Here is a 22,007-nt window from a genome sequence, read left to right as displayed (position 1 = left end):
TTTTCATTCTAAAACAGATTGTAGTGGACAGCCCTTCCAATCATTTGCAGGAAGCCTTTGGCCCATGTGTTTGGCGAACGTTTTGAATTTTACGATCCATGCCTCTGCATCCGAGCTTACATTCTTTGCTGTGTGGATGGCATCATGACGTTCAAGAAATGCCGAACATTTTAAACGGACTCGTTTAACCATGTTCCCGTTCCCACCTTTGATGCTATTTTAGAATGTTTTTCTCCAAGTGTAATTGTCGAAGAAACAAAAACAAGGGAAGACCCAGTGAAGGACCTACCAGTAGCGTGCCTGCAATCGGCAGCCATAAATATTTCATTCTCTTTCTAGTGCCTTCTACCAGAATGAATCCCACAAGCACGATCGCGGTAACTAAAACATCCATCCATGCAAAAGCTCCGATACGCGTACTGGTTATGGCTTCAAATAGGAGAGGCAAATCGAGGCCGTTGCTCACAACCCAAGGGATGAATTGCGAATAGGGCAAGACGAGTCCCAAAATAGATAATACTCCGTAAAAGTACTTCATTTATAACCCTCCATTATTTTGTAATTTGTAATTCCAAAAAACTCGCAAAAGTCCGTTTGCTCCATCTTCGCTGCTGCGCGTGACCGCTCTTCAACCCATGTCCTTCAAGGCTCCGTTCCAAGCCCTCAGCGCGATTTTCCAAAAAAACTTGCCCCTACTTATGGTACGGTTCCCCCCGCATAATTTTAAACACCCGATAAACCTGCTCCGTCAGCACAAGACGGAGCAGCTGATGCGGATAGGTAATCCGCCCAAAAGAAAGCTTCATATTAGCGCGGCGCATTACTTCATCAGCGAGCCCCAAGCTCCCGCCAATGACAAAAGCGATTTGGCTCTTCCCATACGTACCGAGCTCCTCGACATGCTTCGCCAATTGCTCCGACGTCCACATCTCGCCTTCAATTGCCATTGCGACAACGTACGTATCCTGCTTGATATGGCTCAGTATCCGCTCGCCCTCCTTCGCCTTTACCTGCTGCTCCTCACTCCCGCTAAGCTGCTCCGGTGCTTTCTCATCCGCTACCTCGACCAGCGTTAGCTTCGCATACGGAGCCAAGCGCTTAGCGTATTCCGCGATCCCTTGCGTTAAATATTTCTCCTTCAGCTTGCCCACTGAAATAATCTGTATTTGCACTGACAACGTCTCCTTTATTCGCAGCCTAAATATCGGCCTGTGCTATTAGTACCAATCATACCATTCGTCCGCAGCAACAACACATTATTAGGCCTAGAAAAAAAGGCCAACCAGAGAGCTCTCTGGCTGGCCTTGTGAATCAAAAGCCCAGACACCAGCCTCGCATGTCCATCAGGCTTCATCACCAACTAATGTCCTTCTCAAATCCCCTTCTCAAGCTCGCCATTTCCTCGCGATCGCTTCAATCTGCTGTGGCGAAGTCCGGCAGCAGCCTCCAATGATACGGGCGCCAGCTTCGTACCAGCCTTCCGCCTCCTCCAGGAAGCTCGGGCAGCTGCCCTCGCCATGCCACGTCTTCGTCTCCGGGTTATAGCTCTCCCCGGAATTCGGATAAACAATAACCGGCTTCTGCGAGTGAGCGCGAAGCACCTTAATCGCCTCCGTCACGACAGCGCCGGGGGCGCAGTTCATGCCGATCGCGGCAATCTGCTCGCTTTGCGCGAAGGCAGCCGCGCATTCCGCCAGCGGAGTGCCTTCGCTGATCGAAGTTTCATTTTTCAATGAAAACGACAGCCACGCATACACGCCCGGAAATTCCTTCAGCAGGGCATCCAGCACTCTGGCTTCCTGAAGGGAAGGAACCGTCTCAAACGCCAGCAAGTCTGCGCCAGCTTCAATAACCGCCGCCATTCTTGGGCGATGGAACTCCGTCAGCACCTCATCTGACACGCCATAGTTGCCGACATACTCCGAGCCATCCGCCAAATAAGCGCCATATGGCCCGATGGATGCAGCAACAAGCGGTTTAGGCCTGTTAGCGGAATTAGCGGCCCGCGAAGATGCCGTCTGCTCACTAGCACCATCCCCCTCTCGGTTACCACCAACAGCACCCGCAGCCTCTTGCTCCCAATAATCATCACGCGCTTTCCTTGCCAGCTCTACCGTGCTTTTGATCAGCTTCAAAGCTTCCTCTTCACTAAGCCCGCGTTTAAGAAAACCATCCACCGTCGCCTGATAGCTCGACGTCGTTGCGCAGTCCGCTCCTGCGCGGTAATAATCCAGATGCACCTGATAAATCAGCTCAGGCTGTGACAGCAGCACGCGTGCGGACCAAAGCGAATCATTCAGATCGCAGCCATGCCGCTCCAACTCCGTCGCCATTGCGCCATCCAACACCATAATCTCATGCTTCTGCAAAATATCTTCTATTACATTGTGCGTCGCACCATTAATCTTTTCCATAACACTTCTCCTCCCTTTCCGTTCTCTTTCTTTATTTCGTTCTCTTTCAGTTCTATATTTTCCGTCACTTCACGTCCTGCCTCGCTTGCTACTTCTTCACACGATAAAACGAATAATAGCTAATGTAGCACAGCGCAATAAACGGAACTCCGCAATACAGCGCGATTCGCTGTGTCGGATCGAACGCAATGCCGATGCAGGACGCAAGGCACAGCACGAACGAAGCAATCGGCACGAAAGGATACCAAGGCGTCCGATAAGCCAGCTTGTCCACCGAGTTCCCCTCGCGAACATACTGCCTGCGGAACATAAACTGCGAAGCGCTAATGCTCATCCACACAATCACTACTGCAAGCCCAGATATCGATACTAGAGCAATGTACACCGTATCCGGCGCGACAATGCTGGAGAGCAGCGCAAGCCCTCCGCCCATCATACTAAGAATGACAGCGTTCAGCGGCACACCATGCTTCGTCAGCTTGGCGAACAAAGGCGAAATGGTTTTCTTGTCGGCCAGCGACCACAGCATTCGTGACGACGCATACAATCCGGAGTTAGCCGCCGACAAAATCGCTGTCAAAATAACAAAGTTCATCACATCCGCCGCATACGGCACGCCGACCCGCTCCATTACCGTGACGAAGGGACTTTCCGTTACCCCCGCCTCCGACATGGGCAGCAGTGCCGACAGCACAACAATCGTTCCAATGAAAAAAATAACGAGACGAAACAGCGTCGTGCGAATCGCTTTCGGAATTGTCCGCTCCGGATTCACCGATTCTCCCGCTGCAATCCCAATCAATTCCGTGCCGGAGAAGGCGAAATTCACCGCCAGCATCGTCAGTAAAATAGCAAAGGCCCCGTTCGGAAACCAGCCTGCGCTCGTTATATTGGTTAATAAGGGCGCTGGGGCCGCATCCGCCATTGGCACAATGCCGAAGATTGCTCCCGCTCCGATAACGATAAACAGCACAATCGTCAAAACCTTGACAGATGAGAACCAAAATTCCGATTCCGCGAAAAACCGCACCGATCGTGCATTTAAGACAAAGATTAACGCAGCGAATAACGCGCTCCATATCCATACATTAATCGAAGGGAACCAGCGCTGCATGAGCAGCCCCGCCGCCGTAAATTCCGAGCCTAATGCTACCGTCCAGGTGAGCCAGTACAGCCAAGCGACGGTGTAGCCCGTAGCAGGACCGAGATATTTTGCCGCATAGCTGTGGAAAGCTCCCGTCTCCGGCATATGTACCGACAGCTCGCCCAAGCACAGCATCACGAGATACACAGCAATAGCGCCAACCAGATAGGACAAAATCGCGCCAAACGGTCCTGCCTGCTGAATCGTATAACCGGAGCTTAAGAACAAGCCCGTCCCAATAACACCGCCCAGCGAGAGCATAACGATATGCCGCGTCTGCATTTTCCGCCTAAACTGCTGCTTACTTCCATTGTCCACGTTCATTCTCCTAAGTGTCATATTCGGACAAATAAAAGCACACTCCCTTTTGAAAAAGAGTGCGCTGCTAACGAATCCGCATAAGCGGACTTCAAGTTTTTTTCGCCCCTGCAACAAGTTAACTTCAATATATCGGGCTGTCAGGTTCATGTCAATGTTAATATTGACCGACATCTTGGCACGCAGTGGAGCACATTTTAAAATCAGCAAAAAATCGCTGGGCATATAGATACGCCCAGCGATATATGAACACTATTCTTCTTATCGGTTCTTCCCTTATACGACCAAAAACAGTGCCCCATCATCGCATAAATCGCATTTGCGCGGCGGGTCCCAGTCTGCAAATTCCGTTTCCTTCAAATCCACGATATCCGGCGCGTCCTCATACTCATCAACGAACTTATCGATCGCTAGCTCCACGTGTTTTTTGCATACACAATACATAGTTGGTTCGCTTCCTCTTCTGCTTGATTTAATCAGGGTGTTGTCCCTTTGCCTTCCGTTAGCATAACAAACAACCTGCATATTGTGAAGCCCGCACCTTTTTGTTCGAAGGTGAAACAGCTTTCGCCGTCCTCTGGTGGCGCGGCGCATTTCAGTCCGAGAAATAGAGAGAAAGGATGGAAACATCATATACGCTCCTATATTTTAAAGAAAAAAAGAGCCGCCGCAACAGACTTCCTCCTGTCCACGACCGCTCTCCCTAATAGGATGACGATTTTTATTCTTCCACCTTATCGGTTAACGAAAGTTGCGCCGTCGTCAGCTTTCCGTCCCGGTAGAAGGTCACTTCCACCTTGTCGCCGATCTGCTTCTTGGTGTACAGATACTTCCGCAGCTCCATCGTGCTGCCAACCGCTTGCTTATCCAGCTTGACGATCACATCGTTGAAGAGGAGACCAGCCTCCTTCGCTGGACCAACCGCCTCTAACACAATGACGCCCGCACGGACATCCTCCGGCAAAATAAGCTGCGCCGCGCCTTCAGCCTCATCGTCGCTGCCATCTTTCGAACTGCCGGCCTTCCCGCCAGCGCTGCCGCCCTGCTGCGCAAAATATTGCGCCAGATCCATCGTGTACACGCCCAAATACGGACGCGGCACATAACCTTTTTCCAGCAAATCGTTTACGATTGGCATCGCATTGTTCGTCGGAATGGCGAAGCCGAGGCCTTCCACGCCGATATCTGCGATTTTCATACTGTTGATGCCGACTACCTGGCCGTTCAGATTAATGAGCGGTCCGCCGCTGTTGCCTTGGTTAATGGACGCATCCACTTGAATGACCTCTTGCTCCCAATCATAGTTGCCATCCTGGTTCAACGATACAGGCACGATTTGCCGCGTTTTGCTAACAATCCCCATCGATAAGGAATCGCCCAATCCGAGCGGATTGCCGATGGCAATGACGAATTCAGCCGGCTGCAGGGCAGAGGAATCGCCAATTTCCGCAACGGTATCAATGCCCTTGTCGTCGATTTCCAATACAGCCAGATCAGAAATTTGATCTTCGCCAATCATTTTCGCCGCGCGCTCTTCGCCGCTAATGAGCGTCACTTTAAGCGCATCCGCATCGACGGTAACATGGTAGTTTGTCATTATATAGGCTTTGCCATTTTCTTTTTTGAAAATAAATCCTGAACCAACGCCGGCCTGCTGCAAGCTGTTGTTCTCTTTACTGTCTTTGCTTTCACTCTTGCTGCCATCGCCTTCATCATTCGGAACGCCCATGCTGAAAACCTGCCGTTGCTCATTAATAACGCTAACAACAGCCGGCCTGACCTTCGCCGAAGCTTGAATCGTCTTCATTTCCAGCGATTCGCTGTCATCCGACATCTTCGCCGTAGAAACCGCCTGCACTTTGGCGCTGCCGCCAACTCCGCCATTAAAGAACAGCCCGAACAGCAGCACAGCTGCTATTGCACTTGTAGATGAAGAGATAAAGGCAATGCGCACACTGGACCAATTCCGCCTCGTCTGCTTGCTTGACAAGATGCGCCGCTCCTTGCTGAAGGCGCGTGTGCGTCTGGATACTTTCGTCGAATAGAAATCGTCATCGAATAATCCCATATCTATCTCTCCTCTCGATGTCCGGCCGACATCAAGACTATTTGGTATATCTCTCGATCGAAATCAATGCTGCTAGGAATAATTTCGGAAGATTGGACTACAATAATAATAGATTACAATCCGCAGCTAGAATAATTTTTTATTCAAAGATGATTTGCTTTCCACTTCATGGCCAAAGGAGCTTGATTTTTAATGAAAAAACCTACTTCCATCCCCTCCGCTTGGGAGCATGTGCAGCTCGGCGCGATGCTCGCAGATCTGAAAGAGGAGCACTATCGCACCGTTCTGACCTTAAGCGCATTGCTAGAGCTTCTGCTAGAGAAAGGCATTGTTACAGTAGAGGAATTACAAGCCAAGACTAGCCAGCTTGACGGGCAAATGGATGAACAGCTGCACAAGCTTATTTCTTCTTCACTTCGTCCCATTCAGTAGGCTTGTCGTGATACGTGTGCCGCAGGGGGAAGTCCTCTTTTTTGAAGAAAATCCCGTTGTCTTCTAATATATTATTAACGGTTAGCATCGCTAAGTCCATTAAATTATGATCAAGGCTAAGATGGGCCAAATACACCCGTTTTGTCCGGTCAGTCAGCAGCTCGCAGAGCGCTTCCCCAGCCGCTACATTGGATAAATGTCCGACGTCGCTTAAGATGCGCCGTTTCGTATTCCATGGATAACGCCCCATCCGAAGCATCTCCGTATCATGATTGGATTCCAGCACCAGCACATCCGAATCAATGATCGCCTGCTTCACCTTATCGCTCATATAACCAAGGTCGGTCGCCAAACTCAGCTTAACGCCCTGATCGACGAAGGTATAGCCCACTGGCTCCGCAGCATCATGCGAAATCGGAAAGGACTGTATTTGCAGCGAACCGAAGTTAAGCGTATCTCCCGTCTCGATTACAATGCGCTTATCGGCATCGATTTTGCCGACATGCCGCTCCATCGCGCCCCAAGTCGCTTCATTCGCATAAATAGGCAGCTCGTGCTTGCGCGCAAACGCACCGAGCCCTTTAATATGATCGGAGTGCTCATGCGTGACGAACAGCGCGTCCAGCTGATGGCCGAACACTCCGCGCTCCTTCATGAGCTCCTCCATTTTTTTGGCGCTAAGCCCCGCATCGACGAGTACCATCTTGTCGCCATTATTAATAATTGTGCCGTTCCCCGTTGAACCGCTTGCCAGTACTGTAAACCATAGTCCCATTTCCGCCTCGTCCTATCCTTTCTCCCACTTGAGCATGGCAAGTACCTACTGCTCCTTATCCTGGGCAACCTCACCGCTTACCGCATGGATATAATAAGGGCGGTCCGCATCCTCCACCAGCACACGCCAATAGGGCGCGGATACCTGCATCTCCGTATCGAACGTTTGTCCATGATAGCCAAGCTGGATATCGGTTATGACCGAGCCATCCGGCAAATTCCGCTCAATGAACGGCGCTACCGCTTTCGCTGCAGGCAGCACCGTCTGCTGCTTCGCATCATTGCTCTCCAGCACTTCAATGCGCGACTGCTTAAAACCTGTAATTTTCTGATTGCTGTAATACAGCTCCAGCTTGACCTCGAACAACGGCCGGTTATCGACCATCCGGTACAAGACGAATACACCTGCCTTGCTGCCCAATGGATCGAAAGCGTACTGTTCAATGTCCGGAATTTGATCGCCTAATGCGGTCTGCAAATCCGCTTGCGAGAATACAATTCGTCTATCCACTGGCGTCTCCAGCTTCACAACTTTCTGCTCCTCCAGACTTTGCGATTGGAGCTGGTACGTTAAATCACGCATGCTTGGCGTTTCAAGCGGCAAGTTGGCGTTCAGCTCGATGCGCTTCTGCTTCATGACCGCAACGGTATCCGGCGGAAGCTCCGCGGAGTGATTGTTGATGTCCAGCTGCTCCCGTACCTCTAGCCATACCTGATAGCCAAGCAAAATATTAAGCAGCAGGAAGCTGCCGATCAGCACACTTTTCGCTCTGCTCCAATCCAAACGCCTCTCACCTCCTACTTCGCCGCTCCAGCCGTTCCTTCAGCACCGTTCGTTGCTTCCAGCGGAATGTAGCCCGTCGGATAAGCCTCCATCAGCACTTCCTGCGTCCCATCCGCAAGCTTCACGCCCCATACGGGGACAAAATCCAGCTTGCTGCCTTCCTTCGGCACCGCCTGCAGTGCTGGAAACAGACTAACGACCTCCGATAGCCTTGCATAATGCTCCAAAGCATTGCGCAAATCATCGCCACCCGGCAAATAACGCGGCTCCCTCGACTCTGCCTGATCGCCAAGCGTAATCAGCGAACGGTTATACTCGGTTACCACGCCCTGCTGCAAAATCAGCCGAATCCAGCCGTACTGAAAGCTTGCCGTCTCCAAAACCGGATATTGCTCCAAATACTGCTGGAACAGCACCGTTCTGCCCAGCTTGCTGTCCGCATCCAGTACAGGATTAACGAAGCGATGCGTGCCATCCCAGCCGCCATGCTGATTCACAAACTCTACTGCGGCGTACATATTATCGCTCAAAATATTGTCTGCGCTCTTCGACGCTGCCGGATCGGTATAAATCATCCAGTTGCCGCTTTGCTCCACTTGGAGCCCGCGTTTGCCATCGGTATAGATTTGTGCGCCGCTGCGATCCTTGAGCGCCTTCGTCGTTCCTGGATCGAAGAACAGATTGCGCTGCACCACATCCGCGGAATAAACCGTATACGGATACACCATTTCCACCGACTGCAGCGGCTTATCCGGGATATACAGATCGCTGTCCGCATACTGGTAATTCGTCTGATATTCCCCGAACCCGACGTAATCCTGCACGTCACGAACCGTCAAGTCGGCCTGAACCGATTCATAGACGATATCGCCATCAGCGCTAAAGAAGAAGGTCCGCACCTCTTCCGTATTGCTCGTTTTGAAAATCCAGATGCGGTCAATCGTCTCATTTAGAAACATAATGTCGCCCTGTACCTTAAGCAGCTTGCGCAGCAGATCAACAGGCACGCCGTTCTGGAAGCGCAGCTCAACGCCAGCATCCTTTTTCCGCACCTGCTCCCAATCCATTACATCGATCGGGCTCCGCTGAAATCCTTTAAACTCGCGGCCCTGTATGCGATCCTTGAGAATCATGTTGTAGAAGGTCATGCCTGGATACAGCACCGTGTGCTTGTCCCCGCCAAAGTGGATAATCAGCTCATCGGGAAAAATAACGTTTTCCACCGTCGTCTCCTCGCCAAGCGGCTCCGCATTGATGTAGTCCTGCTCTGTGCGTACCGTAGCGCCAAGTCCTGGCATACTATAAGCGAGAAAATAGCTCTGCATGAGGCTAAAGGCGACCAAAAAAATTAAAATCATCGTTTTCGCCCGTTCCATTAGCTCCGCTCACCGTCCTCTTCCAGCATCGGCAGCGTGAATGTAACCGTCGTCCCGACATTCAGCTCCGAATCAAGCGAAATCGTGCCGCCATGTGCTTTGACGATTTCCCGGGCAATGGACAAGCCGAGCCCCGTTCCGCCCATGTTGCGCGAACGCGCTTTGTCTACGCGGTAGAAGCGGTCAAAGATTTTTTGCAAATCCCGCTTCGGAATGCCAATCCCCGTATCCTTGACGCTGATTGCAATTAGCGATTGCTCCTGCTTGCGGGCGCTCAGCTGAATTTTGCCGCCGTCCAGCGTATATTTAATCGCATTGGAAAAAAGATTGTCCAGCACCTGATCAATTTGATCCCGGTCCAGCCAAGCCTCCGTCAGCTCGCTATCGACCTGGATAGAAGCCCGAATCGACTTCTGGCGCAGCTGGAACGAGAACCGGTCTGCCACCTCATCGAGCATATCGTGGATGTTCGTCTGCCTGCGCCGCATGGGCGCCTGATTGGAATCCAGCCGCGATAAATGCAGCAGATCGGTTACGAGACGAATCATCCGCTCCGTCTCATTGCTGATGACGCCAACGAATCGCTCCGACAGCTCCCGCTCTGCTAGCGCTCCGTCGTTCAGCGCCTCTGCATAACTCTTGATCGTCGTCAGCGGCGTGCGCAGCTCATGGGAGACATTCGCAACGAATTGCCTACGCGACTGCTCCAGCTTCTCCTGCTCGGTGACATCCTGCAGGACGACAATGGTGCCGGTCGTCCCCTTATCCCGGCGGTGAATGGGCGTAAAGGTGACGCGCATAATCCCTTCCGCCTCATCCATTTCCGCTTCCTCGCCCCGGTCCAGAATGAGCGTCTGCTCCTTGCCCTGCCGCAGCTCGTCCAGCCGCTGCTGAGGCAGCGCAAGCAGCTCGGTCAGGCTGCAATTTTCGCAGCTTTTGCGATCAAGCATTTCCAGAGACCGCCGATTCCAGACGATGACCTTCCCATGCTCATCCGCTGCAATAACGCCATCGCTCATATTGGATAGAATGGAATTCAGCTTCTCATTCTCCTCCTCATTGACCGACAGCGCCTCCTTGAGCCGGATCGTCATATCATTAAACGCCATGCTGAGCCGCCCAATTTCATCATCGCCAAGCACGGGAACCTTGAGATCGAACTTGCCTTCAGCGACCGCTGCCGCCTGCCGGGTCAGTCCTTGAATCGGGCTCGTGATCGTGTGAGCAAGCAAAATGCCCAGCACCCCCGTCAGCCCCAAGGCGATAAGCGTTCCCGAGAAAAAAATCTGATTGACCCGGTTCACCGTGTCATACAGGCTGTCCATCGACGCGACCATGTAGACCGCGCCGAGCACATTGTCATTGTCGTTGTCCGTTACCGGCAGCGCAATGATCTTTTTCCGGACATTATTTTCGTCAATGATCTCTTCCTCGTTCTCTGGAATGCCCACCAACGCCCGGCTCACGGCGAGCGACGGGTTTTTCTTGCCTACATACGATTCCGACACCTGAACGGACGTCGCAACGATTTTGCCGTTTGCGTCGAGCACCTGCACCTCTGTGCCGCTAATGCTGAACAAGTTGCGAACGACGAGGCTAAGCCCTTCCGCGCTTTCCACGTTCGTATCCAAATCCCCGCCGGGCTTGATCGACAAGTGGCGCGCCGCCAGCTTGGACAATATATCGGCCTGCTCCTTGAGGTTATTCGTGAAGCTGTCCGTCAGCGACGTCTTAACCGTGCTGATGAAATAAACCCCAATCAACTGCATCGCTACCAAAATCAGCAGCAAATAAATAATGACCAGCTTCACTTGGATCGTGCGAAAAAATCGCCGCCCCATCATACGTAACCGTAACCTCCTGGCTTCGTGCTTCGCATCATATAGCCAAGCCCGCGCCGTGTCATAATGAATTCCGGCCTGCTCGGATCATCCTCGATCTTCTCGCGCAGCCTGCGGATCGTCACATCCACCGTTCGCACATCGCCAAAATACTCAAAGCCCCATACTGCCTGCAGCAAATGCTCGCGCGTCATGACCTTGCCGCTGTTGCGCGCCATATAATACACAAGCTCGTATTCCCGGTGCGTCAAATCAAGCGGCTGATTGTCCTTGTAGACGACATACATGTCGGTATCAATGAACAAATTAAACAGACGCAGGCCCTGCTTCTCCTGTTCAGCTTCCTGTCCGCCATCCGAACCGTGCACGCCTGCCGCACTTACCGTAGCCTCCGCCGACTTCTGCTGCCGTCTTAGATGGGCCTTCACTCGGGCCAGCAGCTCGCGAGTGCTGAACGGCTTCGTCACATAATCATCGGCGCCAAGCTCCAGGCCCAGCACCTTATCGATTTCCGTATCCTTTGCCGTCAGCATAATGATCGGCATATGCAGCTTTGCGCGAACCTCGCGGCACACATCCATGCCATCCTTCACCGGAAGCATCAAGTCGAGCAGCATTAAATCCGGCTTCTCTGCGAAGGCAAGCTCCACTGCCTGTCCGCCGTCAAAAGCACAAATGACCTCGTAGCCTTCTTTCTCCAAGTTGAACTTCAATATATCTGCAATCGGCTGTTCGTCGTCGACCACTAAAATTTTACCGTGCATCGTCACACCGCCTGTCGCTTCCTAATTCTTATCTGTTTAATCTTCCCATACTTTAGGGTATAACTTTATACGCATAGCAATACTATCTTACCATACTGCCATACCCAGTTCCCAATTAAAGTTCCTTCATGCTCCTGGGCCAAGCAAAAACGACTTCGTCATCTTTCTGGCACGAGCGAAGAGCTTTGCCCTAGAATTCTAAGCGGATATCAGAATGAAACTTTTACTTTCTTAGAATTCAAGGTGACACGGCTATCGCCGTCCTTTGGCGGCGCAGCGCGTTTCATTCCGGAAATATAAGCCTATTTATAGATGTGAAGCTTATACATGCTTATATTTTTAAAATAATAAAGGGAGCGCCGCCGCAAGCTTTCGCTTCGGCTGCACTCCCTCTGATGGTATAAGTCCGATTATAAATATTTCAACGGGTTTTGAAGCTCTCCGTCTTTATGAATTTCAAAATGAAGGTGGACACCGTAAGAACGTCCCGTGTTGCCCATAATACCTAGTGTATCGCCTTTTTCTAATATATCGCCTACGCTGACGCTAATCGAGTCAAGATGCCCGTACAGCGTTTCATATCCATTCTTATGATCAATAATGACTACATTCCCGTAGCCGTTCTTCGTGCCTGCAAAAATGACAACGCCATTGTCGGCTGCTGTAATCGTTTTGCCGCCCGTCATGTCAATCCCTTTATGCAATCGGCCCCAACGTGTTCCGAACGTACTGGACACCGAATAGCCCGATACGGGAGAAGCGAATAATCCCGTTCCTTCGCCCAAAATGACCTTCGTACCCTTCATCATGACCGTTGGAACAGCTTCCTTGATGACCTGCTGGTCTACCAGCTCTTCGCTGATTAGGTAACCATTCTCTTTCACGATTTTGTAGGTCAGGCTCTTGGAGCCACTGACGCCTGCGCTAATCAGCTTGGATTCTCCAACGCGCATCTCGTCGTTTTTCTGAACCTCGGTTGGCGGGTCGATCGTCACGATCTCCGTCAAATTCTCGGTTGTCCGTACCGACAGCTCCGGCTGGCGAACGGTAAGATCAAGCACATCTCCAACCTTGATCATATCATCTTCAATGCCTTTGTTATTCTCGTAAATCACTTGCGGTGAAATATCAAATTTCTGCGCGATACAACCGACGCAATCGCCTTGCTGTACCGTATATTTCGTTGGCTTAATCGTGCCCTCTACGAGGAGCTTGTACATATCCGTATCTGAGACGATGTCGCTAGGCGAAGTCGATACTGCCCCTGTCTCCACCTTCTCTACGAATGCGACATCCGTCAGTTCTTTGCCTGCCTTAGGTGCATTCTTGGCCGCCTCTTCTTCCTCTGGTGAAAAAGCGAGTGCGCGAACCTTCGTTGAATCCTTCTCCGTCTTCTCCTCCGGTGCATACTTGCTCTGCACCCGTGCGAGTACGGCGTCTGCTGCTGCTTGGCTCTTCACAATACCGATTACTTTGCCATTTACCTTCACCTCTACGCCAACGGCGTGGGTTGTAAGCAGACCTTCCAGCTTCGCAAGCGTCTGCTGCGTATCCGGGTTGCCTTTATAAGCACTTGTACTCGTATATGTAAGTTGACCTGATTCCACCATGATTGGAATATCTGGCGTTGCCTGCTGCGCTTCGGATGCCTTCTGCTCCAGCAGCGCTCCAACCTCCAGCGGGCTGCCGATCGTTCCTACTTCGGTGCCGTTCATATATAAGTGATAGTAGTCATTCGTATTTGCCTTCACATATTGTATACCGCCAATTCCGACTGCCGCCAAAATCGCGATTATTCCGCCTGCAAGGATGATAGGTTTTTTATAGTTAGTAGCTGCTGATGTCGATGTCAATGTTGTCTGCACCGCTGCGGTCGGTTGTTGATTGATGCCTTTCGAGTCTTGTGTTCGGAATTGCCGAAAGAACTGAATGGAAGTATTCCACGCCTTTCGGATCCGATCCGTTGCCCTAAAATCGGTCATGATCTTCTCCTTCTCGCCTTAATGCCGCTATCATAATTAGGTCTTCCGAATTACATCAGGGCCCTTTGTCCCGTCAGAACACCCGAATATTACTTTAACATAGCCTTAATACGAGGAGCAACCTCTCCGAATACCGCCTAATATTAATATTTCTTCAGAATACTCATAATTTGTTCGTATTCTTCCTTGCTCAAATGCTGGGCAATGACCTGCTGAAGCTGGGTCAGCTCTTGATCTGTAAGGCCATCTTCCATGTAGCCGGATATCGTCTGCCAAGCTTCTTGGGGCAGCTTGGTCATTAATAATCCGAACAGCTCCGTCTTGTCCGTGTCGCTCATTTGGCTTTTGACTTGGTTCAGCTGATCCGTCGTAACCGCTGTTTCCGTACCGTCAATGGAGGAGCTGCCTGTGCCGGATTCTGATTCCGCTAAAGGCTGCTCTCCGTCCACTGCTTCCGCAGTCCCGTTCGTCGCGCTGCCTTCTGTACCGCTTTCTGCGGTGCCCGCTCCTATGCCGGAGGCCGCGCCGCTATCCGCTTTCGTCCCGCCGCCAATGCCAATATCGGTAAGCGGCGGCTCCGTTTGCTGCCCGAAAGCATCAATCGCAAGCGGGGAATCTTCCCCTGCCCCTGCGTCCTCGCCTGAAGAAATCGCTCCATCTGGCTTCTGCAACCCCGTCTTTCCTTGCTCAGCCGAGCTGCTGCTGCTTGCCCCTGAGCTATCCTTTCCAGTCTGCGAGGCGCCAGACTGCCCTTTGGAGCCGCCTGTATCCGCCATCAGCGGATCAGCGCCCCACATTTTTCCCCATAATCCAGTTAGCGCCATTGGCTTTACTTCCAGGGGCAAATTATATTGCTTCAATATCGTATCCAAGTAACTGCTCACAATATAGCCCGTCGTCCAAATCGACAAAAAGCTTATAATGATTCCTGCTGCCACCGTTTTCGCCAGCCAGCCCGTCATCTTCCACATGCTCTCCACCATACCCTTCCTGCTTGACCCATCCATATAATGAGACCTGCTGGCTCATAACATTTGATTGGTTTCTTTTACCATTATGGACAAGAGAAAGGGTGCATAACCGCTGCTTGGCGCGATGAATCTATAAAGCTTTGGAATGGGGCTGTCCCAGACTAGCCAGCATGGCGAGCAGCTGCTGCTTCGTTGCTTCATCCGTAATGGCGCCTTCTTTGCTCATCTTGAGAGTGATATGCGGAATCATCACTACGCCGTGATCTACGATAATAGCATTAATCATATTGAGCGTAAGCAGCAGCGAAGCATTTGCTTGATCCCCGCCCATCGGAGATGGCGATGCGGTGACGACCGCTACCCTCTTGTTGACGAATTCGCCAGAGGACACGATCCAGTCGAGTGCATTTTTCAAGGAGCCTGGAACGCCATTCCCGTATTCCGGTGTACAGATGAGGACGCCATCTGCCTCCTTTAGCTGCCTCCGCAGCTCCCCAACCGTTGCTGGCCCTTCCTCTACATCCAAATCCGGATTAAAATGCGGCAGCTCTCCCAGCCCGCCGTAAACGCTGAAACGTACATGCTCCTCAGCGAGCGCGATAATAGCATTCATAAGCGAAGTATTGGAAGACTTCTCACGCAAGCTCCCCGAAATGGCCAAAAGCTGAATCTCCTTCTTCATCCCTCATCATCCCTTTTCATTCATTATTGTGAAAAAAAGAAAGAAGACAGCCTTTGCAGCTGTCTTCCCCTTCTATATCCGCCTAACGGATTCGTCTATTCGTAAATAGCTACAACTGGATTTGTCTGCTCGCGGTTGCGGCCGACTGAGAAAATCGCAATCGGAATACCTGTCAGCTCCGATACGCGGTTCAAGTAATTGCGCGTGTTCACTGGCAGATCATCCAGCGTTTTTGCGCCAGAAATATCCTCGGACCAGCCTGGAAGCTCCTCATATACCGCTTCGCAATCCGCAAGCATTTTCAGGCTTGCAGGATAGTGCGTAATGATTTCGCCCTTATATTTGTAGCCTGTGCAAATTTTAACCGTTTCAATGCCTGTCATAACGTCAAGCGAGTTAAGCGACAAGCCTGTAATTCCGCTAACACGGCGAGCGTGGCGCACAACGACGCTGTCGAACCAGCCTACACGGCGCGGACGGCCAGTAACTGTGCCGTACTCGTGGCCTTTATCGCGAATCAAATCGCCGATTGCATTGTTTTGCTCCGTTGGGAATGGGCCATCGCCTACACGTGTTGTATAAGCTTTCGCTACTCCGATAACTTGCTGAATTTTCGATGGGCCTACGCCAGAACCGATACATACGCCGCCAGCGGATGGATTGGACGAAGTTACGAATGGATATGTACCTTGGTCAATATCCAGCATAACGCCTTGCGCGCCTTCGAACAGCACCTTGTTGCCAGCATCAATAGCATCATTCAGTACAACGGATGTGTCCGTTACATACGAGCGAAGCACTTCAGCATAAGCGAGGTATTCCTCAACGATGCTGTCTGCATTCAGCGGCTCGCCGCCGAATACTTGCTCAATCACTTGGTTTTTCTCAACAACAAGACGGCGCAGCTTTTGCTCAAACTCTTCTGCATCCATCAAATCGGCGATCCGAATGCCGTTGCGAGCAGCTTTATCCATGTAGCAAGGACCGATGCCTTTGCCCGTTGTACCAATTTTATTATCGCCTTTACGCGTTTCTTCCAATGCATCAAGTACGATATGATAAGGCATAATGACATGGGCACGATCGCTGATTTTCAAGTTCTCAGTCGAAAACCCGTTTTCTTGAATATAGTTAATTTCTTCAATTAGCGCTTTAGGGTTAATAACCATACCATTACCGATGACACACACTTTATTGTGATTAAAAATACCCGAAGGTACCATCGTTAATTTATATTTCTTATTGTCAATGAGAATAGTGTGCCCGGCATTGTTACCGCCTTGATAGCGAGCGACGACGTCGGCGCCTTCAGCCAGATAATCGGTAATTTTGCCTTTTCCTTCGTCTCCCCACTGCGTACCAACCACAACAACCGTAGACATAAACATACCCCCGTCCGGTGTATAGACACACCGAAATTTACTGTTCTTCTATTGCACCGGTTTTCCCTTTCGTACGAGAACAACGGGTGTCACACGAAGACAGCAATATTAGTGTAGCAGTACCCGAAATAGAAGTCAAACTAAAAACGAACAATTGTAGAAGTAGCTCTACAATTGTTCGGATATCATTAAGATGCCTGCGATGGATCCTCATGAGAACGGTCCAAGCTGACGAATTTATTGAAATTTTTCAGAAACACCAGCTCTACCGTACCAACGGGTCCATTCCGCTGCTTGGCAATAATAATTTCGATAATATTCTTTTTCTCCGATTCCTTATCATAATAATCATCCCGATAAAGGAAGGATACAATATCAGCATCTTGCTCAATCGAACCGGATTCCCGAAGGTCGGACATCATCGGACGCTTGTCCTGACGCTGCTCAACGCCCCGGCTGAGCTGCGACAGCGCAATAACCGGCACTTCAAGCTCACGGGCAATCTGCTTCAGGGTACGGGAAATTTCCGATACTTCCTGCTGCCGATTTTCCCCTGCCTTGCCGCGCCCGGAAATGAGCTGGAGATAATCGATCAAAATCATGCCAAGCCCGCGCTCTTTCTTCAGACGACGGCATTTCGCACGAATATCGGCAACCGTGATGCCGGGCGTATCATCAATAAAGATTTGCGCCTCGGATAAGGCACCAATCGCCATCGTCAGCTTTTCCCAGTCGTCGCCCTCCAGATAACCTGTCCGCATCCGGCCTGCATCCACGTTCGCTTCTGCACAAATCATCCGCTGCACAAGCTGGGCTGCCGACATCTCCAAACTGAATATGGCGACGGTCTCGCGTGCGCGCACGCCGACGTTTTGGGCTATATTCAGCGCGAATGCTGTCTTACCAACGGAAGGACGGGCTGCAACGATAATGAGATCGCTGCGCTGGAAGCCGGACGTCATTTTATCCAAATCGACAAAGCCCGATGGAATGCCTGACGTACCGCCTTTGTTCATATACAAATGCTCTACCTTCTCAAACACTTCCATCAGCACGTCGCGGATAGAAATAAACCCGCTGCTGGAACGCCGATTGGAAATTTCGAGAATTTTCTGCTCCGCATCGCCGAGCAGCGCACCCACCTGCTCTGTTCCGGCGTAACCTTCGGTTACGATATTCGTAGCAGTACGGATCAGACGCCGCAGCAAGGATTTCTCCTCTACGATCTGCGCGTAATAATCGACATTCGCTGCCGTTGGAACGGAGCTGGCCAGCCGTGCCAAATAAGACACGCCGCCAATTTCGTCGAGCAGCTGCTGGTCCTGCAAATGCGCAGTCAGCGTGACAAGATCGATCGGCTGATTATTTTCAGCCAATTCAATCATCGCTTCATATATGCGCTGATGGGGGCCGCTGTAAAAATCTTCACTGCGAAGACGCTCCATAGCTGTAATCAGCGCTTCCGCCTGCAGCAGTACGGCACCGATAACGGCTTGTTCCGCCTCCATGTTCTGCGGCGGAACGCGATCAAACTTCAGCTCTGTACTCATCATTTCCCCCTATAATCTATTATTCCTCCGTTGTTTGAACGCGCAGCTTGGCTTTCACTTCAGGATGCAGCTTCACAAGCACTTCCGTCATGCCGAGCGTGCGAATCGGTTCTTCCAGCTCAATTTTACGTTTGTCGACCTTGACGCCTTGTGCAGCAAGCTGCTCGCCGATTTGCTTGGATGTGATGGCGCCGAACAGGCGGCCGCCTTCGCCAGCCTTCGTCTTCAGCACGATCGTCATTTCCTCCATCTTCTTCGCAAGCGTCTTCGCATCTTCCTTCTCCTGCGCTTTACGCTTCTGCTCGGAAGCATTTTGCACTTCGAGCGTCTTCAGATTGCCGTCTGATGCCGGTTTTGCCAGTCCTTTAGGAAGTAAAAAATTACGCACATAACCTTCGGATACGTCTTTAACCTCGCCTTTTTTTCCTTGTCCCTTAACATCTGCCAAAAAAATTACTTTCATTCAAATAACCCCTCTTCCTTATCAATTTCTTTTAGTACCGCTTTAAGCTTCTCCGCAACTTCACTAACGGTGCCTTCAAGCTGGGCGGCAGCGTTCGTTAAATGCCCGCCTCCGCCCATTCTTTCCATTACGACCTGCACGTTCATGTCGCCAAGCGAACGCGCGCTAATGCCGATTAGGCCGTCTGTGCGCTCGCCAACGACGAACGATGCCAAAATATCGGTCATATTGAGCAGCGTATCTGCTGCCTGCGCAATCAACAGCTGGCCAACCTTGCGGCCCGGCTCGGTAACCGCAATCGCGATGTGCTCATAATGAACGCTCGCATGCTTAATAATTTCCGCCTTGCGGACGTACTCTTCCAAATCTTCCTTCAGCATCCGCTGCACCAGCATCGAATCCGCGCCATTGCGACGCAGGAACGATGCCGCCTCAAACGTTCTGGCACCGGTACGAAGCGAGAAGCTCTTCGTGTCTACCGTTATGCCGGCGAGCAGCGCGGTCGCTTCCCGGACATCAAGCACGATCCGATCCGCAATGTATTGCAGAAGCTCGGCAACGAGCTCGCAAGTGGAGGACGCATACGGCTCCATATAAACCAGCAGCGCATTCGCAATAAACTCCTCGCCGCGGCGATGATGGTCGATGACGACGATTTTCCCATGCGCTCCAATGAGCCGCGGTTCCTTCACCATCGATGCCTTATGGGTATCGACGACAACCGTCAGCGTCTTATTGTTCGTCATGGACATCGCCTGCTCTGGCGTAATGAACCGTTTGGAGAAACGCTCATCCTCGCGCAGCATCTCCATCATTTTCTGAATCGAAGGATTAATGCCCTCCAGTACGATAAAAGCTTCCTTGCCGAACATTTGCGCCGCCTTCGTAATCCCAATAGCTGCGCCGATTGCATCCATGTCCGGCATTTTATGGCCCATAATAATAATATTGCCGCTTTCCTTAATCAAATCTCTAAGCGCATGCGCCACGACGCGAGCCCTAACGCGGGTCCGCTTCTCGACCGCATTGGACTTGCCGCCATAGAAGGACTGCCTGCCGCCGATTTTGACAGCTGCTTGATCCCCGCCGCGCCCAAGGGCAATATCAAGGCTGGATTGCGCCCACTGGCCCAGCTCGACGATGCTCTCAGCCTCGGCAGCGAAGCCGATGCTGAGCGTTGTTGGGATTTTCTGATCACAGGTCAGCTCACGAACTTCGTCGAGCAGGACAAACCGCGATTGCTCCAGCTGTCTAAGGGTCTTGAGGTCCGTAATGAGCATAAACCGGTCTGAGGTAAGCCGCTTAATATGAAGCTGAAAGCGCTGCGCCCACTCGGTAATCTCCGTCGTCACCTTGGACAGCAGCGCCGAACGCTGATTATCGTCCATGCCCTGCGTCACTTCATCCAAGCTGTCAATCATGACGATACCAAGCGCCAGCTTCTCTTCTTCATATTTCTTGGAGAGATGCCAGAGCTCCGTAATATTTTTCACGTACAAAATGCGCTCTTCCGGCTTGAAAATCAGTTGAAAAACATAGTTCCCCACTATAACCTGCTGCTCTGCCTCGCGTTCCTTGTCCTTTGACTGGTGCAAGGAGGGAAACAGCTCTGCGATGGTCTGGCCCACGACAGAATCATGGCCCAAAATTTCAGCAATATAAGGGTTATGCCATTCAACCGTCTTGTCTTCATTATACAAAATAATACCGAAAGGAAGCTCGCTAATGACATCATTGCCAGCCTTCTTTACCCGGTAAGAAATCGTGCCTAAATACGTTTTTAAATCTTTGCGGAACGCCCGCTCCGCCAGAAAACCATATACGCTGAAACCGATCATAAACAGCAGAGCAATAAGCCCGATTCGCCATTCGAACCAAGCAAGGGCTGTCGTCATAACCGCCATAATAGCGAAAGCCGCCAACTGATGCATGCCATGCCAGCGAACAACTAAAAACTTTGGCATTTCCTGATCGCTCCTGTGCTAGGATTTCTTCGTAAATGACTTACGGATGGGGAAAGCAGCATCAAGCACACCGATTAAGCTAAGCGGCGAGAAAATTAGTACAGGTATTGCAATCAGCACCGGGATAGCCGGATTCCATTTGCGTTCATGAGCCAAATAGAAGAAGAAACCGACGGCTTGAATTGCAAAAGCCAGCCTTAGCAATGGCAGCAAATTGAGCACTGCTACTCCAATGAAGGACTTGCTGTCAGGACTGACAAACAAGCTTAGAATGTAAACAATCACATAATAAATGACTAAAACCCGCGGCAGCATCCAATCTTTCGCCAGCGGCATTCTCGGCACCTCAATGCCTGAAGAACCAAGCACACGCCGTGAAATATACTGGGTAACAACAGTGTAAAAGAACGATACGCTAATAACAGCGAGCGGAATCGTATTCAGCATCATTTGAATGAGCATCTCGGTATACTCATCGCTCCATTCCACAGGGAGCAAAGGCTGCAATTGCGGATCATTAAATACGGAACGAACAAAATTGCCCATTTCGCTAGTCAGGGACAAATCTAAAATCACTTCAAAAGCTGCAAATTCCATCAAAAACAGTACAAGCAGCGTAATAACCGTTCTTGACAGCACTTTATGTGCAGGCAGCTGCTTCTTGAACATATGCCCCATCACTATAGAAGGAACAAGGAAAAACAAACCGATAATTAACGCTGGAGCTCCTAATATGAGGAAGGACAGCACCCATACCGGCAGCATATGCAGAATGAACCCACGCGCGGGAAGCGCTGTGTACAACACCACATAAGGAACCATAAGAAACAATATGGTCAAAATATTGAGAACAGGTACAGCAATGGACAATAACAGGAGCAGTGCTGCCGCGCTCCACAAAACAGATTTCATACCGGTCTTCAAACCGTTCACCTCTTGCACATGTATATTCGTAATTCTTGCCGCCATGCTTGCCAGACCCCATTATATCATAAATAAGCTTCACCGCATCCAACAAGCGTAAACGGCATGGCCATACTTTGCAGGCCATGCTTCGTTTCGCGATGAAATAGAAGCCTATTTATAAAAACAAATTTA

20 protein-coding genes are annotated in these 22,007 nt (G+C 50.9%); 1 reads left to right on the top strand and 19 read right to left on the bottom strand.

Annotated elements, in window-relative coordinates:
* Window positions 1-214: 214 nt before the first annotated feature.
* The 6 genes from BBD42_RS09315 to BBD42_RS09290 all read right to left on the bottom strand — a co-directional run bounded on the left by BBD42_RS09315 (window position 215) and on the right by BBD42_RS09290 (window position 5,944).
* Window positions 215-538, bottom strand: coding sequence for a DUF2834 domain-containing protein (locus BBD42_RS09315; RefSeq protein WP_099517902.1), 324 nt, complete (start codon window positions 536-538; stop codon window positions 215-217).
* A gap of 154 nt (window positions 539-692) precedes the next feature.
* Window positions 693-1,172 (bottom strand): 23S rRNA (pseudouridine(1915)-N(3))-methyltransferase RlmH, encoded by a 480-nt coding sequence (gene rlmH / locus BBD42_RS09310; protein ID WP_099517901.1) that lies wholly within the window; start codon window positions 1,170-1,172, stop codon window positions 693-695.
* Window positions 1,173-1,385: 213 nt separating this feature from the next.
* On the bottom strand, window positions 1,386-2,414 hold the full coding sequence (gene mmuM / locus BBD42_RS09305) for a homocysteine S-methyltransferase (protein WP_099517900.1): 1,029 nt from the start codon (window positions 2,412-2,414) through the stop codon (window positions 1,386-1,388).
* An 88-nt stretch (window positions 2,415-2,502) separates the two neighbouring features.
* Window positions 2,503-3,840, bottom strand: a complete 1,338-nt coding sequence (mmuP, locus tag BBD42_RS09300; RefSeq protein WP_481855969.1) for an S-methylmethionine permease — start codon at window positions 3,838-3,840, stop codon at window positions 2,503-2,505.
* Between the two features lie 312 nt (window positions 3,841-4,152).
* A complete protein-coding gene (locus BBD42_RS09295) occupies window positions 4,153-4,320 on the bottom strand; it encodes a CxxH/CxxC protein (RefSeq protein WP_063838033.1) in 168 nt (55 codons plus the stop codon).
* Between the two features lie 277 nt (window positions 4,321-4,597).
* Window positions 4,598-5,944 (bottom strand): S1C family serine protease, encoded by a 1,347-nt coding sequence (locus tag BBD42_RS09290; protein ID WP_099517898.1) that lies wholly within the window; start codon window positions 5,942-5,944, stop codon window positions 4,598-4,600.
* Window positions 5,945-6,136: 192 nt separating this feature from the next.
* On the opposite strand from BBD42_RS09290, the gene BBD42_RS09285 reads away from it, so the two are divergent.
* Complete coding sequence (locus tag BBD42_RS09285; protein ID WP_056036173.1) at window positions 6,137-6,376, top strand: hypothetical protein; 240 nt, start codon at window positions 6,137-6,139, stop codon at window positions 6,374-6,376.
* Here BBD42_RS09285 and BBD42_RS09280 read toward each other — a convergent pair.
* From BBD42_RS09280 to BBD42_RS09220, 13 genes are all read right to left on the bottom strand, one after another.
* Complete coding sequence (locus BBD42_RS09280) at window positions 6,345-7,151, bottom strand: MBL fold metallo-hydrolase (RefSeq protein ID WP_056036170.1); 807 nt, start codon at window positions 7,149-7,151, stop codon at window positions 6,345-6,347. The genes BBD42_RS09285 and BBD42_RS09280 overlap by 32 nt on opposite strands.
* Before the next feature lie 45 nt (window positions 7,152-7,196).
* Entirely contained in the window at window positions 7,197-7,934 is a 738-nt protein-coding gene (gene yycI, locus BBD42_RS09275) for a two-component system regulatory protein YycI (protein WP_099517897.1), read from the bottom strand.
* Between the two features lie 14 nt (window positions 7,935-7,948).
* Window positions 7,949-9,310, bottom strand: a complete 1,362-nt coding sequence (locus BBD42_RS09270) for a YycH family regulatory protein (protein WP_099517896.1) — start codon at window positions 9,308-9,310, stop codon at window positions 7,949-7,951.
* A complete protein-coding gene (gene walK, locus BBD42_RS09265; protein WP_099517895.1) occupies window positions 9,310-11,154 on the bottom strand; it encodes a cell wall metabolism sensor histidine kinase WalK in 1,845 nt (614 codons plus the stop codon). Before walK ends, BBD42_RS09270 begins: the two co-directional genes overlap by 1 nt.
* Window positions 11,151-11,915, bottom strand: a complete 765-nt coding sequence (gene yycF / locus BBD42_RS09260; protein WP_099517894.1) for a response regulator YycF — start codon at window positions 11,913-11,915, stop codon at window positions 11,151-11,153. The genes walK and yycF overlap by 4 nt, the downstream gene beginning before the upstream one ends.
* Before the next feature lie 410 nt (window positions 11,916-12,325).
* A complete protein-coding gene (locus BBD42_RS09255) occupies window positions 12,326-13,897 on the bottom strand; it encodes a M23 family metallopeptidase (protein WP_099517893.1) in 1,572 nt (523 codons plus the stop codon).
* 143 nt (window positions 13,898-14,040) lie between these two features.
* On the bottom strand, window positions 14,041-14,904 hold the full coding sequence (locus BBD42_RS09250) for a hypothetical protein (protein WP_150131531.1): 864 nt from the start codon (window positions 14,902-14,904) through the stop codon (window positions 14,041-14,043).
* Between the two features lie 94 nt (window positions 14,905-14,998).
* On the bottom strand, window positions 14,999-15,550 hold the full coding sequence (locus BBD42_RS09245) for an NADPH-dependent FMN reductase (RefSeq protein ID WP_099517891.1): 552 nt from the start codon (window positions 15,548-15,550) through the stop codon (window positions 14,999-15,001).
* A 95-nt stretch (window positions 15,551-15,645) separates the two neighbouring features.
* Window positions 15,646-16,932, bottom strand: coding sequence for an adenylosuccinate synthase (locus BBD42_RS09240; RefSeq protein WP_099517890.1), 1,287 nt, complete (start codon window positions 16,930-16,932; stop codon window positions 15,646-15,648).
* 188 nt (window positions 16,933-17,120) lie between these two features.
* A complete protein-coding gene (gene dnaB, locus BBD42_RS09235) occupies window positions 17,121-18,482 on the bottom strand; it encodes a replicative DNA helicase (RefSeq protein WP_056036140.1) in 1,362 nt (453 codons plus the stop codon).
* A 19-nt stretch (window positions 18,483-18,501) separates the two neighbouring features.
* Window positions 18,502-18,945, bottom strand: coding sequence for a 50S ribosomal protein L9 (gene rplI / locus BBD42_RS09230; RefSeq protein WP_056036137.1), 444 nt, complete (start codon window positions 18,943-18,945; stop codon window positions 18,502-18,504).
* Window positions 18,942-20,909 (bottom strand): DHH family phosphoesterase, encoded by a 1,968-nt coding sequence (locus BBD42_RS09225; RefSeq protein ID WP_099517889.1) that lies wholly within the window; start codon window positions 20,907-20,909, stop codon window positions 18,942-18,944. The genes rplI and BBD42_RS09225 overlap by 4 nt, the downstream gene beginning before the upstream one ends.
* Window positions 20,910-20,927: 18 nt before the next feature.
* Window positions 20,928-21,878: a DUF2232 domain-containing protein gene (locus BBD42_RS09220; protein WP_237163426.1), complete on the bottom strand. Its 951-nt coding sequence runs from the start codon at window positions 21,876-21,878 to the stop codon at window positions 20,928-20,930.
* Window positions 21,879-22,007: the final 129 nt, after the last annotated feature.

It is taken from the genome of Paenibacillus sp. BIHB 4019 (assembly GCF_002741035.1).
GTDB lineage: Bacteria > Bacillota > Bacilli > Paenibacillales > Paenibacillaceae > Pristimantibacillus.
Note: the sequence above shows the minus strand (reverse complement) of the source record. Positions and strands in the feature narration are given on the sequence as shown.

Bases quoted from the DNA above. Each gene is read 5' to 3' on its own strand.
- BBD42_RS09315 (WP_099517902.1), bottom strand. From the start codon at position 538: ATGAAGTACTTTTACGGAGTATTATCTATTTTGGGACTCGTCTTGCCC.
- mmuM (WP_099517900.1), bottom strand. From the start codon at position 2,414: ATGGAAAAGATTAATGGTGCGACGCACAATGTAATAGAAGATATTTTG.
- mmuP (WP_481855969.1), bottom strand. From the start codon at position 3,840: ATGCAGACGCGGCATATCGTTATGCTCTCGCTGGGCGGTGTTATTGGG.
- BBD42_RS09295 (WP_063838033.1), bottom strand. From the start codon at position 4,320: ATGTATTGTGTATGCAAAAAACACGTGGAGCTAGCGATCGATAAGTTC.
- BBD42_RS09290 (WP_099517898.1), bottom strand. From the start codon at position 5,944: ATGGGATTATTCGATGACGATTTCTATTCGACGAAAGTATCCAGACGC.
- BBD42_RS09285 (WP_056036173.1), top strand. From the start codon at position 6,137: ATGAAAAAACCTACTTCCATCCCCTCCGCTTGGGAGCATGTGCAGCTC.
- BBD42_RS09280 (WP_056036170.1), bottom strand. From the start codon at position 7,151: ATGGGACTATGGTTTACAGTACTGGCAAGCGGTTCAACGGGGAACGGC.
- BBD42_RS09270 (WP_099517896.1), bottom strand. From the start codon at position 9,310: ATGGAACGGGCGAAAACGATGATTTTAATTTTTTTGGTCGCCTTTAGC.
- walK (WP_099517895.1), bottom strand. From the start codon at position 11,154: ATGATGGGGCGGCGATTTTTTCGCACGATCCAAGTGAAGCTGGTCATT.
- yycF (WP_099517894.1), bottom strand. From the start codon at position 11,915: ATGCACGGTAAAATTTTAGTGGTCGACGACGAACAGCCGATTGCAGAT.
- BBD42_RS09255 (WP_099517893.1), bottom strand. From the start codon at position 13,897: ATGACCGATTTTAGGGCAACGGATCGGATCCGAAAGGCGTGGAATACT.
- BBD42_RS09250 (WP_150131531.1), bottom strand. From the start codon at position 14,904: ATGGATGGGTCAAGCAGGAAGGGTATGGTGGAGAGCATGTGGAAGATG.
- BBD42_RS09245 (WP_099517891.1), bottom strand. From the start codon at position 15,550: ATGAAGAAGGAGATTCAGCTTTTGGCCATTTCGGGGAGCTTGCGTGAG.
- BBD42_RS09240 (WP_099517890.1), bottom strand. From the start codon at position 16,932: ATGTCTACGGTTGTTGTGGTTGGTACGCAGTGGGGAGACGAAGGAAAA.
- dnaB (WP_056036140.1), bottom strand. From the start codon at position 18,482: ATGAGTACAGAGCTGAAGTTTGATCGCGTTCCGCCGCAGAACATGGAG.
- rplI (WP_056036137.1), bottom strand. From the start codon at position 18,945: ATGAAAGTAATTTTTTTGGCAGATGTTAAGGGACAAGGAAAAAAAGGC.
- BBD42_RS09225 (WP_099517889.1), bottom strand. From the start codon at position 20,909: ATGCCAAAGTTTTTAGTTGTTCGCTGGCATGGCATGCATCAGTTGGCG.
- BBD42_RS09220 (WP_237163426.1), bottom strand. From the start codon at position 21,878: ATGGCGGCAAGAATTACGAATATACATGTGCAAGAGGTGAACGGTTTG.